The organism is Anabaena sp. CCY 9910, assembly GCF_963920875.1.
GTDB classification, from domain to species: domain Bacteria; phylum Cyanobacteriota; class Cyanobacteriia; order Cyanobacteriales; family Nostocaceae; genus Trichormus; species Trichormus variabilis.
Genome location: NZ_CAWUDJ010000031.1, coordinates 70,247 through 85,309 on the forward strand (window position 1 = coordinate 70,247; position 15,063 = coordinate 85,309).

11 protein-coding genes and 1 CRISPR repeat array are annotated in these 15,063 nt (G+C 40.9%); of the genes, 5 read left to right on the top strand and 6 right to left on the bottom strand.

The window, feature by feature from the left end; all coding sequences use genetic code 11:
- The first annotated feature begins 31 nt into the window (after nt 1-31).
- On the top strand, nt 32-223 hold the full coding sequence (locus tag ACM5QX_RS20670; protein WP_414755219.1) for a hypothetical protein: 192 nt from the start codon (nt 32-34) through the stop codon (nt 221-223).
- Between the two features lie 197 nt (nt 224-420).
- On the opposite strand, the gene ACM5QX_RS20675 is transcribed toward ACM5QX_RS20670, so the two are convergent.
- The 4 genes from ACM5QX_RS20675 to ACM5QX_RS20690 all read right to left on the bottom strand — a co-directional run bounded on the left by ACM5QX_RS20675 (nt 421) and on the right by ACM5QX_RS20690 (nt 8,885).
- On the bottom strand, nt 421-2,004 hold the full coding sequence (locus tag ACM5QX_RS20675; protein ID WP_414755220.1) for a hypothetical protein: 1,584 nt from the start codon (nt 2,002-2,004) through the stop codon (nt 421-423).
- Nucleotides 2,005-2,218: 214 nt separating this feature from the next.
- A CRISPR array of direct repeats spans nt 2,219-3,642; the repeat unit is 37 nt; unit sequence GTTTCAATCCCTGATAGGGATTTTAGAGGGTTTTAAC.
- A 256-nt stretch (nt 3,643-3,898) separates the two neighbouring features.
- The gene (locus ACM5QX_RS20680; RefSeq protein WP_414755221.1) at nt 3,899-5,719 is read right to left on the bottom strand and encodes an iron uptake porin; all 1,821 of its coding nucleotides are present in this window, start codon (nt 5,717-5,719) and stop codon (nt 3,899-3,901) included.
- 159 nt (nt 5,720-5,878) lie between these two features.
- On the bottom strand, nt 5,879-7,171 hold the full coding sequence (locus tag ACM5QX_RS20685) for a hypothetical protein (protein ID WP_414755222.1): 1,293 nt from the start codon (nt 7,169-7,171) through the stop codon (nt 5,879-5,881).
- Nucleotides 7,172-7,403: 232 nt separating this feature from the next.
- Entirely contained in the window at nt 7,404-8,885 is a 1,482-nt protein-coding gene (locus ACM5QX_RS20690) for a PLP-dependent aminotransferase family protein (RefSeq protein WP_414755223.1), read from the bottom strand.
- A gap of 98 nt (nt 8,886-8,983) precedes the next feature.
- Here ACM5QX_RS20690 and ACM5QX_RS20695 point away from each other — a divergent pair, with 98 nt between their 5' ends.
- Nucleotides 8,984-9,655: a pyridoxamine 5'-phosphate oxidase family protein gene (locus ACM5QX_RS20695; protein ID WP_414755224.1), complete on the top strand. Its 672-nt coding sequence runs from the start codon at nt 8,984-8,986 to the stop codon at nt 9,653-9,655.
- A 183-nt stretch (nt 9,656-9,838) separates the two neighbouring features.
- Nucleotides 9,839-10,393 (top strand): pyridoxamine 5'-phosphate oxidase family protein, encoded by a 555-nt coding sequence (locus ACM5QX_RS20700; RefSeq protein ID WP_414755225.1) that lies wholly within the window; start codon nt 9,839-9,841, stop codon nt 10,391-10,393.
- 419 nt (nt 10,394-10,812) lie between these two features.
- Here the strand turns inward: ACM5QX_RS20700 and ACM5QX_RS20705 are convergent, their stop codons facing one another.
- Both ACM5QX_RS20705 and ACM5QX_RS20710 read right to left on the bottom strand, forming a co-directional pair.
- The gene (locus ACM5QX_RS20705) at nt 10,813-12,498 is read right to left on the bottom strand and encodes an NAD(P)H-quinone oxidoreductase subunit 4 (protein ID WP_414755229.1); all 1,686 of its coding nucleotides are present in this window, start codon (nt 12,496-12,498) and stop codon (nt 10,813-10,815) included.
- A 299-nt stretch (nt 12,499-12,797) separates the two neighbouring features.
- Nucleotides 12,798-13,292: a hypothetical protein gene (locus ACM5QX_RS20710; RefSeq protein ID WP_414755226.1), complete on the bottom strand. Its 495-nt coding sequence runs from the start codon at nt 13,290-13,292 to the stop codon at nt 12,798-12,800.
- Between the two features lie 664 nt (nt 13,293-13,956).
- Between ACM5QX_RS20710 and ACM5QX_RS20715 the strand changes: the two genes are divergently transcribed.
- Entirely contained in the window at nt 13,957-14,610 is a 654-nt protein-coding gene (locus ACM5QX_RS20715; protein WP_011319090.1) for a MotA/TolQ/ExbB proton channel family protein, read from the top strand.
- Complete coding sequence (locus ACM5QX_RS20720) at nt 14,594-14,998, top strand: ExbD/TolR family protein (RefSeq protein WP_011319089.1); 405 nt, start codon at nt 14,594-14,596, stop codon at nt 14,996-14,998. Before ACM5QX_RS20715 ends, ACM5QX_RS20720 begins: the two co-directional genes overlap by 17 nt.
- Nucleotides 14,999-15,063 lie beyond the last annotated feature (65 nt).

Sequence of the window (15,063 nt, forward strand, 5' to 3'; positions counted from 1 at the left end):
GGTGTGAGTTGAGTTTTGGAATTTAAAAAAGATGGCTACTGCTACATCTACTGTTTCTGAACGTGAATACCAAGCTGCGTTGACACGTCATTTAAATAAGTCTTACTACCAAGATGACCAGCAAGTTAAACTAATGAACTTGCAAGCAGAGGTAGACTCTCTGTTAGAACAATTACAAAATCTCAAAGAACAACGTTTAGCCGCTACTACCAAAGAAGAATAATTTTTTGATGGCGCGCCTTTATCATCTTTTTTTGGGAACACGCAACTTTCAACCATGAATCTTCACTTTCAAATTTAGCGATCGCCATCGATACTTGATAAAGATTGTGTGAAGACATCATAAAATAACCTTAACATTATCCAATCAATTTAGTAAATGGGGGTGGAAAAAGTTTTCCACCCCCATAATTTTGGCAATTAATTATCTGTATCTGGACTAGGCGCGGAATCATCAATTGTGTCTGCTTGGGGATAGAGTTGCTTTGTCAGACCTTGGATATAACTGAGGCTTGCTGTAGAGGGTTTTGCTTGTTCTTCTAACCAGGAGTTGGCTTTTGCTTCCCCCTGCTGGACTGTTAAAATCAAAGCCCCCCAAGCTTGGACGGCTTTTCTATTGGGGTTAACTTGCATTGCACCTACCACACGCCGCCATAATCGCCCTTTGTCTGCTTTTAACAAGATGGCTATTTCTTGTGCATTCTGTGGGGATGCGCTAAATACTTGCAACGCTTTTTCCCAACGACCATCAATTAAATCTGCAAGCACTTGTTCACTGGGACTAGCCCATGTTTTATCTGCTTGGGCTTTAGTTACTTCAGCGTGGAGGCGAATCAAGTCTAGTTGTGATTGGGCGGCGGCTGGTAAAGTATTTTTGCGTTGTTTTTTAATAGATGTTAACCACTCGAAAGCTGGTGACCATAAGCCATTGCGGCTAATTAACAGGGCGTTTTTGTAACCAGAGTCTTTCAAGACGGGGTTTTGTAGAGAAATTTCTTCCAGTTGAATAGGATTCAGGTATAAGTTTACAGATTTAACTTGGTAAACCTGTAGTTTTGGTTCTAAACCTATGGTTTGATCAACGACTAATTCTTTCGCGTTACTACCTGTAACTTGTTCCCATTTAGGAAGGTGTCCACTGGGACTAGTCCAAGATAACATCAGTTGTAAGTTGCTACGTTCTGGATTGTAATAGACGATTTGACCGTAAGTGATAGTCCCTGAACCGGAAGCCGAGTGATGATCTTGTTGTCGCTGTCCGCGCAAATTTAACCAGACACCTGCTGCTGGTGTTCCGTCTTCAAAGCGGTTAACTACATCTAAGGGTAAAGGATTGCTCACATCTTCATTTTCTGGTGTATCTTCTACCAAGGAAGCGATCGCATTCTGCCCACTTCCGGTAATCGCAAATGATTCTTCAGGGCCAGTAATTTGTAAACTATTTGCCAAGCGATAAAATTTTTCTGGTTGTGATTCGTATTTTAAATTTTCTAACTGATAAACCCTGAGTTCGACTATTTCCTTACAGTTGGCTACACAATCGGGACGCTGGCGCATAACTGGTAACAGAAATGATTTTTCCTCATCATCTAGAGGAATTGTTTCCCCTGGTATTTGTTGTTTTTGACTCAAGTTGACTTGGATTTGGGCGAGAGTTTGAGGATTTTCGCTGTTACCGGGGATGTGCGCCCACTCTGGGAGGAAATTATTCAGCCAGCTTACCTGTTCCGGGTTAAATATCCACAGAATCCCAATCCAGGTACAACTCAACACTAAGCCAGCACTTGTAAGTAAAATGGCGATCGCAATTATTGAAGATGGTTTATAAGATTTTGCTGGAGAAATCGCTTTCTGTATCTGGGTTTGATTAATTCCTCCATCACCTTCTTTTGGCAAATCGGTATTACCTAACTGTTGTTGCTGGATTTGAGGTTTCTTTGCTTCCAAATCAGAACCATTTTGCTTAGAAGATTTTGGCGTTAGCTTGCGCGAGCGATTTGCCATGTTATTTCTCTGTTAATTTCAGGTATTAATTTGTGTTTGTTTTTTCTTTTATACTCGCGCTTTGATTAGTTGCCTAGAAGTAAGTGGTTTAATTTTCTACACAAAAAGAATGAGTAGATATTTTTGGCGATCGCCTTTAGGTATTGCTTTGGCTACCCTGTTGGGTTTTCCGCAAAGTCAGGGTTGTTGTTGAGAGTACTTACGCAGCAGAATCATTTTAATCCCTGATAGGGATTTTAGAGGATTTTAACAATTAGTTGCGGCGCAGAATTACCCAGCGATCGCTGTTTCAATCCCTGATAGGGATTTTAGAGGGTTTTAACATGAGTATAAAAGCGCTTTCTCTTGCTATCCCGTTTCAATCCCTGATAGGGATTTTAGAGGGTTTTAACGTAACTATTAACTGCGCTCATTCCCTAGTACCAGTTTCAATCCCTGATAGGGATTTTAGAGGGTTTTAACTAAGCAAAGAGAGTGTCAAATAGCTGCCATTATAGTTTCAATCCCTGATAGGGATTTTAGAGGGTTTTAACCACTCAAGTAGCTTACTTCGCGCAAACGAAGCGCGTTTCAATCCCTGATAGGGATTTTAGAGGGTTTTAACCATTAGATAGTTTAGCTTTTAAGATTGAGGGGAGAAGTTTCAATCCCTGATAGGGATTTTAGAGGGTTTTAACTATTGATAATTAATTTAGGGGGCTTAGTCTTAGGTGTTTCAATCCCTGATAGGGATTTTAGAGGGTTTTAACCTTTTTTATTTTCTGTTTGTGATTAGTTGATTACGTTTCAATCCCTGATAGGGATTTTAGAGGGTTTTAACATGGAATGTTTTCCACAGTTGCCCCCGCCGGGAGGAGGTTTCAATCCCTGATAGGGATTTTAGAGGGTTTTAACTTTTGCAAGTCCTGTATTTGCACAGTACGATAGTGCGTTTCAATCCCTGATAGGGATTTTAGAGGGTTTTAACTTAAGTCTAAAGTACTTTTCTTGCTCTTCTTCTGGGGAGTTTCAATCCCTGATAGGGATTTTAGAGGGTTTTAACCTGAAGTCTGAAAAAGCAAAACCGGATTTCGCCGAGTCGGTTTCAATCCCTGATAGGGATTTTAGAGGGTTTTAACGTGGGAGTGATGGAAGATTTGTCGCTACTGTTTACAATCTGTTTCAATCCCTGATAGGGATTTTAGAGGGTTTTAACCCTTCCTCTATGAGCCACTCATCTGGCTCATCAGTAGTTTCAATCCCTGATAGGGATTTTAGAGGGTTTTAACCATTCAAATACTTTGGGCTGAATAAAGTACTTGTCCCGTTTCAATCCCTGATAGGGATTTTAGAGGGTTTTAACTCCAAACAGAGGTCGTTCTCTCCCCAAGCGTTAGTTCCGTTTCAATCCCTGATAGGGATTTTAGAGGGTTTTAACTAAGGGGCGGGATACAGGCGCTTCCACCACTTCGTTTCAATCCCTGATAGGGATTTTAGAGGGTTTTAACCTTGAGCGATTAGATCAGCAGAAACGTCACGCCATACCCTTACGTTTCAATCCCTGATAGGGATTTTAGAGGGTTTTAACGGTTATGAATCCTGAATTCTTTAACAGGAAACAAGTTTCAATCCCTGATAGGGATTTTAGAGGGTTTTAACCGCTTGGCTCTCAAAGCCTTGGTGTATTTGGTTTTCAAGGTTCAGTTGCGTCAACATGGAGCCAAGATAACTTTTCAGACATGGGATTGTCAAGAAGGGTATGGCAAAAATTAACTCAAAAGCTGTTATGGCAAAGGTTAGAGGTAATTGCGTCAACCCCAGTTTTAATGTTATGGGCTGCAACCTAATCAGGATGAGGTATAGAGGCAAAAAACTGAAGCTGTGCAGAAAAACATCTATGGGTTGACGCAATTTTTTAAAAATTAAAGGTGGTACGGATAGCACCGATGAAAATATCATTGTTGCTGGAAATATGACCAGGGTCGGTGACAAGAAAAAAGCCAGGGGTGATGGCGATGTTGTCGTTGACTAAATAGCGGTAAAAAACTTCGTAGTGAGTGGAATTGCCAGTATCTGGGGTGGGTATTAATACGCCGTTGTTTAATTTTGGTGGTAAGCCGTAGAGAAAACCAAATAAATCCCCTTTTCTGCCAAAGGGGTCATATATACCTAAAGAAACTGTATAGGTGCTGCTGAGAACAACTGCATCTGATTTGAGGGAATCTGTCACCATGACACCACCCCAAGCACCAAGGACTAGTTTATTAGTTAATTGCCATCTCATGCTAGCGTTGAGGGCGTGGATTTGCGAAGGTTCGTTAATTCCCCCTGAGGTATCGGCGTTACTACTACCAGTACCCGTATCTAAGTGACCATCGCTGGAATAAGCGTTGATATAAGCTAAACCTGTAATAAGTGAGGGGGTTGGCTTGTATAAAAACTGCAATCCTAAGGCGCTGTGATCTGCACCAAATAAACCTTGATTGCTGTCGCTGCTACCTCTTGTACCATAGGCGAATTGCAAACGGATTTCATCTGAAAGTAACCAGTCAAAGCCTAAACCAGCATCTAAGTTACCAATTCTCAAGATAGGGGTTGAACCTGCAAATGCAGATATTGCTCCTTGTCCTGCATCTGCATAGATGGAGTTAGGACTAAGTACGCTGCCTAAGCTAAATCCTACAGGTTTAAAGGTGAAAACAACGCGATCGCCTAAACCTGCAACTCGATATTCAACGGAGTTTATACTAACTTGATTGTCGTAATTTCCTTGCCAAGCTAATCTCGCCATGTTGGTATTGAAGGCTTGGAGGTTTTCAAAGCTATTATTAGCGGCGTTTCCTGATATTAGCCCGACGCGAAAACGGTCTTTTCCTGTGAAGGAGGAAGCTAGTTGTAATTGTGTCAGGTAAGTAAAAATTGTGTTGGCTTCTCCATCACCTGGACGATTCCCCCCAAAACCACCGGCTAGCCCGAAAATAGTTTGTCCTCCTAATACTACGTTAGGGGAAAACTGTTGAGCTTGGATATCAGCACTACGGGCTTCTAAAGCATCAACTCTACCTCTAGAAATGGCTAATTCTGTAGCAAATTCTTCTTGGAGTTTTCGTAATGTTTCTAAATCAGCATCGGTGATTTTATCTGTTAAGCCAGATGCAATTAATTGATTGATTTTATCTAAAGCAGCATTTAATCCAGCCGCAAATTCGTAACGTGTAATGGTGCGATCGCCTTTAAATGTACTATCAGGATAACCTGCTATAACTCCATAACGTTCTATTAAGGATTGCAAGGCAGCAAAAGCCCAATCACTTGGTTGTACATCAGATAATTGTGATACTGATGTCACCTGTGCCATATTTTGTTCAGGTGATGTTTGAGAGTAAATATCTGGATTAATCTGACTTTTCACATTATTTGGAAAAGTTAATGTGAAACCTAACCCCCTAACCCCCTTCTCTTGTATGGAAGTGCGAAAATTCAAAGCCTCTCTCCTTTTAGGGGAGAGGTTTGGAGAGGGGTTTTCCAGATCCAGTGAAAAGTCAGATGGATGAATAGAAACTTGTTCAGCTAAATATTGAGCATCTTTACTACTAACTTCAGAGGATAAGTTTTTGACATTAGATTCATCTGGCGATCGCCATTGATTTTTGACTATATCTTCCGCCAAAACTGGAACATTTAGCCCTAATAATACTGTGCCAGATAGTAGTAATAAGTTTATTTTATTTTGCATCACTCCTCACACCTGATCAAAATTAAAATTCTCAATAATTCGTTGTTAAAAAATAGAGGCATCAAAAATTTAATACTTTCACCAAATTTTAACAAAATCTAAAGTTTTAAATTCCCGACTTCTATCAAGCCGTAAGTGTTTTATTGGAATATTAAAAAATTAGCGATCGCGCGCTACACCTGTCGTCAAACTACCACGATAAGGAACACCTTCTTGTGGGCTTTCTCCATTCACAGCAAAAACTTCTATTTGAGTTATTTGACCGTTAGCATTAATTACGGAACCGCTAGCATTATTACCACTTAATCCTGCCCTATTAGACACGCCTGTATTGCCACCAATGTCAATTGTTCGCTGATCAAAATCTACGGAAATATCAACTGGAGAGTTAGGATTATTATCAGGAATAAACACAGCATTATTACCCTGTCTTCGGTAAAAAGTACCTGTAACAACTTGTGGGTTTGTAATCCTGACGGAAACTGATGGGCGAGGATTTAAATCACCTTCTGTACCATTGAGTGCATCGGCTAAAAATGTCCTGGTAAATCCTCTAAACCTGTCGGATTGTCTTCTCAAAGCGGCTAATGTTTCTATGCGTACAGCTTTGATTGTTTCTTGCACCGGAGTAGTTTCTTGAGCCACTAAATTTTCTTGTCCCGCACCTAGTCCAGAAGCGAGGGTGATACTTTTATAAAAGGCTGGCAAGTCAAATTCCTGAGGATTTCCCACTACACCATTTTTCACTGCTACTGTTTGACCACCAAGCAAAGTCACAATTTTTCTTCCTCTCTGATCTGTAATTTTAATATCTCCATCAGTTAGGGCAAAAACTTGTGTTTTTTTGCTTTCTTGATTATGTATGACCATCACTGCACTAGCTTTTTGTGCAGGTGCATATAAATCATTATTTTGGGTTAATTTTGTATTTTTATAATTAGTAATAACAGGGTAGTTAAGTTTGGCAATAGTGTTCTGCCCACTGGAGGTAATTGCTGGATTTGCTGCAAAAATAGTAATCTGACTTTCTGGTGTTTCTATTGCTGTTCCCACACTTCCCGGTGGACTCAAAATTAAAGCTGTGCCACTTTCCAATTTAAATATCATTTCATTCAGGGCAATCAGATTTCGCAACTTAAAGCGACGTAACCCTGGTTCAAAGCGAAAGATACTACTTTGGTCTACCCGAATGAGGGATTGATCATTAAAGAATAGTTGCGCTTCTGAACTGACACCCGTTTTTACTGCATCTTTAGGAACGACAACATCCTTGGGGCGTGCTGGGCGTTGAGTTTGGTTGTGTAGCAGCAGTTCTACAATCTTAGTAAGTTTGTAAACTTCGGCACGAGTCAGAAGCGGATCTGATTGAGCTAAAACGGGAGTTATCCAAGATACTGTAATCACTGTGCTAACCAGTAATTTTCGCTGTAACGACCAAATCTGCCCTTTCATCACGGTTTACCTTAAGTGATGTTAAATTTAGTGATGTTAAATCTACTGATAATGACTCGATTTAATACTACATAGTTTCATATTTATTGTTCTGTTTTGATATTAAGTTTAATTGCAAATTATATAGGCGTAAGCCTTGCCTTCGTTGCGTAGCTAAATTTTCAGACTTACGCACACAGGTTGTTTGTTAAGACTGGGTTTAAGGGTATAGGGGTGTAGGGGTTTTAAAAATTTATACCCCTGCACCTTCTGAATGATGAATTACCCTAGCCAGTCGCCGTACCCCTTCTTGAATTTGCTGTTCATTGAGTTCTGCATAGCCAAAGATAAATTCACTACCAGGGCTATCTTTTAAATACTGGGGATACGCTGCCCCGATACTGACACCGGAAAGAGCTGCACTCTGGACTATTTCATCATCGCTGATTTGAGTATCTATTTTTACCATGAGGTGCATTCCTGCATTTTCTCCGAGAATTTTTGCTCTATTGCCAAAATGAGAAAACAAAGACTGTACTAAAGTTTGCCTACGTTGGTTGTAAAGCGATCGCATCTTTCTTATATGTCGTTCCAGATGTCCTTCTGTAATAAAATCAGTCAGGGCATACTGTTCTAGTAAACTACATTGCCTATCTGCCAGCCATTTTGCACGGGCAAATATATTTACTAAATTCTGGGGTAAAACTAAATAACCCAAGCGCAAGGCGGGAAAAAGGACTTTAGAAAATGTCCCCACATAAATAACTGAGTTACCCTGATCTAATCCTTGTAAAGCTGGTATGGGACGCTCACCATAACGGTACTCACTATCATAGTCATCTTCAATAATTATCACCCCTGCTTTCTGCGCCCAAGCCAGTAACTCTAATCTGCGGGGAAGAGATAACACCGCACCTGTAGGGAATTGATGGGAGGGAGTGACATAAACTAGTTTAAGGTTAGGAATTATACCTGTTTTCAACTTATTGACTATTAGCCCTGATTGATCAACAGGAACAGGAAATAGACTAGCCCCTTGAGCTAAAAAAGCTCGTCTAGCACCTAAATAACCCGGTTCTTCTACAACAATTCCATCACCACGGTCAATTAATATACGTGTAATTAAATCAAGACCTTGCTGGGAACCACCGACAATAATGATTTGTTCTGCTTGACAATTAACGGCTCTAGAGCGTGAAAGATAAGCGGCGATCGCCTCCCTTAATGGTTGATATCCCAGGGAATTATCTGTATAGTCAAGCACACTTGGCTTGAGTTGGCAATGACGAGAGATTAACTTACGCCATAAATCTAGCGGGAACTTATCAAAAGCTGGTCGTCCATAACTAAAGCTAATTTCTACCGCTTGTTCTGGTATACGTAAAAACGCTTTATCATTCAAACTTTTACCATAAGCTGATAAAGGCACAGGTGAGTTATTTAGTTGTAATTTTGACTCAATTGGTGCAGTATTCAGTAATTCATCGGGAAGTTGACGACAAACAAACGTCCCCGAACCCACAATAGTTTCTAGATAACCTTCACTCAGCAATAACTCATAACCTTGAGTTACAGTAGCACGAGAAACACCGAGTAATTGAGCAAGCGATCGCGTAGATGGTAGTTTTTCCCCTGAAATTAACCGTCCTAACAAAATAGCTTGACGTAATTCTTCATAAACTTGGCGATGCAGAGGTAAAGGTGCGTCTGGGTCGATATTAATAGCAAAATCCATAAATCACACAAGTGGACTGGTCAGATAACTAAAAAGTGGCTCTTGTTTACTTCCACTTACCTGATTACTCTAACCGTATAGAGTAGAAATTTCCCATCATGACCCAACAAAAAGCCCCCAGCCAAAGAACTACAGTTAAACGCGTACCTAAAAGAGCTAACTACGAAAGTGAAACCATTTATCAAATTTTGGACGAAGGATTAGTCTGTCATGTAGGTTTTGTGGCTGATGGACAGCCTGTTGTGATTCCTACAGCCTATGGAAGAATAGACGATACATTATATATTCACGGGTCGCCTGCTAGCCGGATGTTAAAAACCCTGCAACAAAGTCTTGATATCTGCGTCACAGTCACCTTAATTGATGGGTTAGTCTTAGCGCGATCAGCGTTTCACCACTCCATGAACTATCGCTCAGTGGTAGTATTTGGTAAAGCCACACTAGTAGAAGATGCAGAGCAAAAATTAGCTGCTCTCAAAGCATTTACAGAACACGTTATTCTAGGGAGGTGGGAAGAAGTGCGATCGCCTAATCGTCAAGAATTAGCAGGAACTATAGTATTATCTCTACCCCTAACAGAAGCTTCCGCAAAAATCCGCACGGGTGAACCAATTGACGATGAAGCAGATTATCAAATACCAGTCTGGGCAGGACAAATTCCATTAAAATTAACTGCGGCTACACCTATAAATGATTCCCGCTTAGATTCAAGTATAGAATTACCTGTATATGTAAGGAAGTACACCAGACCACAAAAAGGTGCTGCGTGAAAGTTTGTAATTCGTAGTTTGTAGGGTGTGTTAGGCGCAAATTTCGATATTATTGGTCACGAAAAATACAATTTAAGCGCCTAACGCACCGTGTTATGGGCGGTGCGTTAGCCTAAAGGCGTCACACACCCTACTTAAAATTTATTTTATATATAGCCTCTCAGCACTTAATACTTACCATTTATGGCTAAACTTTTCGACCACATTACCAAAGAATTACAAGAATTTATTGCAGCCCAACACCTGTTTTTTGTAGCTTCTGCACCCCTGAGTCCTGATGGCCATGTGAATATGTCTCCCAAAGGACTAGACTGTTTTCGGATTCTTTCCCCCCATCAGGTAGCTTACCTAGATTTAACAGGTAGTGGTAATGAAACCTCAGCCCATCTCCAAGAAAACGGGCGAATCACCTTGATGTTTTGCGCTTTTGAAGGAGCGCCTCTAATTTTACGCCTCTATGGAAAAGGAGAGACAATTTTACCCAGTTCCCCTAATTGGGATTCCTTTTACTCATTATTTCCCCCAATCCCTGGAACTCGGCAAATTATAGTTGCAGACATTGACCGCGTGCAAACTTCTTGTGGTCTTGGTGTTCCACTGTATGAATATCAAGGACAAAGACAGGCTTTAGTTGATTGGGCAGAGAAAAAAGGAGTGCAAGGAGTTAATGACTATCGCAAGCAAAAAAATGTTGTAAGTATCGATGGTTTATCGACTCCACTCAGCAAATTATTTTAAGCAGCCTGAGAAAATCTCAGTAAATTAGGACTTACGCATAAAAACGAAAAATCAAGGGTTTGGACAAGGGTGTAGGGGTATAAGGAAATACGGTTCAGTTAAGAGAATGGTAGGTTGGGTGGAGCGATAGCGAAACCCAACAAAGTCTTGAGAATGTTGGGTTCCGTTCCTCCACCCAACCTACACCAGTCTAAGTTGTTGCCTTAACTTGTTTCGTAGTCACAGTTAAATCTGACTACAAAAAGTTATAGTTATTCCTAGTATTATTTGGTTTTACAAAATTCGTATCAAATTTAACTTAAGCGATCGCCTATTGGCAAGGCTACTAAATTATAATTAGCAAAAATACGCTATTTAAATATAAGAAAGCGATCGCCCCACAAAGAAGCGATCGCCTAATTTTTGATATAGTGATGGGACTATTTGATTACTCCCGAAACCGCCATAAATTCAGGCTCTACAATTTTGGGAGCAAAGAAACCTTTAGCATATATCTGAGGATTGCTTTGGGCAATTTGGGTATAGGATTGGCGTACCTGAGTATTAACTGCAACGGTTTTCACATCGTAAAGTTGCGTAGCGATTTTGGGATAGACACCTACACCAATAATCAATACCAAGAAGGAAACGGCAATAAATACTTCCCGGATACTGGCATCTCTGTATACAGCTTCCCCTGGTAAGAGACAGTCTGTACCAAAGCAAGCTGTTCCTTCATCTTCTTGGTTCTCGTAGGCACCATTGTTAATATTGCAACTGAGTTCTGCACCAGTGCCGTAAAACACTTGTCTCAACATAGACAGTAGATAAATCGGCGTTAAGATAACTCCTACTGCGGCGAGGAATACCATAACAGTGCAGAATGTTGGACTGTAAATGTCGCTAGTGGTGACACCAATAAATACCTTAAGTTCGCTGACAAAACCACTCATTCCTGGGAGTGCCAAAGATGCCATTGTGCCGGCAGTAAACAAAGCGAACACTTTGGGCATAGCTTGACCGATACCACCCAAATTATCCATCGCCATTGTATGGGTGCGATCGTATGTTACACCAGCCAGGAAGAACAACACCGCCGCAATCAAACCGTGGGAAAGCATTTGCAGCATAGCACCACTCACACCCACATCGGTGAAAGAGGCAATACCCAGCAGCACAAACCCCATGTGGGAAACGGAAGAATAAGCAAGGCGGCGCTTCATGTGAGTTTGAGCAAAGGAGTTCAAACCGCCATAGATAATATTGATTACACCCAAAGTTGCTAACACTGGTGCAAAGTAAATATGCGCGTCAGGCAGTAATTCCAAATTTAGGCGAATCAATCCGTAACCACCCATTTTTAGAAGTACGCCTGCCAAAATCATCGATACAGGTGCTGAAGCTTCACCGTGGGCATCAGGCAACCAGGTATGTAAGGGGAAAATCGCTAGTTTTACGCCAAAAGCAATTAGTAATCCAGCATAAAGTAATAACTCTAAAGCCAGAGGGTAGTTTTTTGCACCGAGTTCGACAATATCGAAAGTAGTATTATCGCCGTGGAGAGCCATTGCCAGCCCAGCGATTAAGATGAAAATTGAAGCTGCTGCTGTGTAAAGTAAGAACTTTGTCGCAGCGTAGCGGCGTTTCTGTCCGCCCCAAATCGAGACTAGCAAATACACAGGAACCAATTCCAGTTCCCACATAATGAAGAACAACAGCAAATCTTGGGCGACAAACACCCCAATTTGGGCAGAATACAACACCAACATTAAGAAATAAAACAGGCGAGGCTTGAGATTAACTTGCCATGCAGCCAACATGGAAAGAGTCGTCACAAATCCTGCCAGCAACACTAGTGGCATGGATATTCCATCGACTGAGACCGCCCAGCTAAAACCTATCTGAGGTACCCAATCATATTTCTCCACTAGTTGAAAAGTCGCACTGCTTGCATCGTAATGGTGCCAAAAGGTATAGCACATCAAAACAAAATCCGCGATTCCTACACCCAAGGCATACCATCGCACGAGCTTACCTTCTTTATCAGGCAGCAGGGGAATAAATGCAGAAGCAACGAGTGGTAGTAATATAATCGCGGTCAGCCAAGGAAATCCATCCGCCATCATGTTATTAAGCAAAAATACTTATTGGTGAATGAATCTATTCTATTAAACTTTGTAAACTTTTTCTTATAAATATTTACCGCAGTTTTCTATTGATAGAAGTTATTCAATAGTAAAAAATTGATGGGTATCATAGACAGTAAGATTTTCCCTAGCAAAATCATTAGATATTGATGCTGCAAGGTCATGATAAGTGGACGCAAAGATATAAGAGTACCAGGTGTTTGAATGCTTATACTCTTATGCCTCTGCGTCCATAGCAAGACTCAGGTTTTTTGTTTTCATACTTTGTTGCTATGTATTTAAAACCTCAAACCTACACCACCTTGAACAGAGACAGCTGCGCCGCCACCGTTACGATAAGCATCAAAGGCGATGATGGCATTACCAAACAGCACAGTATTACTGTTAGGAACGACATAATCGATGCCGGGTTGTAGGGCAAAACTAATTTTGTCACCGACAGGAGAAGCACTATTACCGCCAGTTAAAACTAATCCCGCGCCTAAGTAAGCATCTGTTTGCCAATTTAAAGGGAGGTCATAGGATACTGTAGGTACGACTGCGGTATTTTGTCCAACTAAAGCTTGAGCGCGAAAAGAAATTGGTGATTCTAGCAGTTTGTAGCGGAAAGCTAGCACCCCACCAACTTGGATACTATCGGTCAAACCAACAGTTGGTCCAACACCTACATAGCTACCATATGCAACTTGCGCTTGTGCTGGTTGAGTATTAATCACGAGACTTAAAGCAGAACTAGTTCCAACAATTGCCACTAAATAAGGTAAATACTTCATCACCCGACTCCTCACACCACATTGGATTTGCAAAGTTCCTTTAAATACCTATGTTATCGCTGATGTTGACCATAGGTCATGAGTAATATACCAGGGAGTAGGGAAAAGATGACATTTAGCAAGCATAGAAATTACGCAATTGATAACAAATAGGACTTACGCGTGAAAACGAAAGATCAAGACTTGGAAGAAGGGCGTAAGGGTATAGGGGTTTAGGGGTATAAATGTTTGAAACCTTTACACCCGGCCTCAACAGAAAATCTGGGTGCGTAAGTCCTAACAAACTCAAAAATTACTATCTCCGAATTTATTCTTACTCACCGTCAAGTACATTGTTTGCTATTAATTATCAATAGTTAAGATATTGTCGTTGACAATAGAAAATCAAATTCTCAAGCGATGTATGGAAGTTTGCACAAGTTTACGGTATATCCAATCTAAAAACCGGATTCTTAAGTATTCTGTTTATCATAAAAAGCCCTGGGGGTAACCTTACGGATACTATCCCCATGACTCTTGTCAATATTTATGATGCAATTGATACTAAATACAACCTCAAAAATTTGAGAATAATTTGCATCATATTTGAGATACTCTTGACAAAGAGTATCAATTTACTAGAGGATTCTGCTAATCTGGTTTTTGATTCATGATGAGGCAGTAAATGGGAATCCAAAATCTTTTTGCAGCAGGCGGCGTAGTCATGTGGCCTCTGTTAGGTTTTTCTGTGTTGGGAGTAGCATTGATTGTTGAGCGTGCCAGATTTTGGCTAAAAATCAACAATCGCCAACAGCGCGTAGTTAGAGATGTGTTGAACCTCTATCGGCTAGATAATGTCGTTGGCGCAATAGATAAACTCAGAAAAAATGTAGATTTACCACTAGCGCGTGTCTTTTTATCGGCTTTGGAGTTAGAAGAACCAACACCAGAGGAATTTCGCCTAGCCCTAGAAAGCGAAGCTCAAGCCGAAATCCCCGTACTCAAGCGATTTCAAAATATTTTCGACACAATTATCGGTTTAGCACCGCTCTTAGGTTTGCTGGGTACAGTCTTAGGTTTGATTACTTCCTTCGCTTCTTTAGATATTGGTGATGTGGGAGGGACAAAAACCGCAGGTGTGACGGCGGGGATCAGCGAAGCTCTAGTATCTACAGCAGCAGGATTGGTAGTGGCAATATTCACACTGTTTTTTGCTAACTCCTTTCGGGGACTTTACACCAGACAGATGGCACTATTTCAGGAGTATGGTGGTCAATTAGAATTACTTTACCGCCGCCGCTACGAAAGAGGAGAGAGAACCTATGCGTCTACAAGATGAGCCAGATATTCCAGCACAGATCAACATTGTGCCGATGATCGATGTGATTTTTGCAATTTTGACATTTTTTATCATGTCTACGCTGTTTTTAACTCGTTCAGAAGGCTTGCCAGTTAATTTACCAAAAGCGGCAACGGCAAAACAACAGCAAGTACCTGCAAAGATTACGATCACGGTAGATGAACAAGGGGCGGTTAGCTTGAATCGTCAACCGATTCTAGTTGATGCTGTGGCGGGACAATTGCGTAACCTAGTTGGTGCTAACCAGGAAGCCCTAGTAGTTATTAATGCTGATGAAAGAGTAGGACATGGTAAGGTAGTGGCCATCATGGATCAAGTACGTCAGGTACAGGGAGCAAAATTAGCGATCGCCACTCAAAAACGTTAAGGCTAATTCATAATTTACGCCTAATGTGAATTAAGAAAAAAGGCGGGAGAAGTAAGAAGATGAAA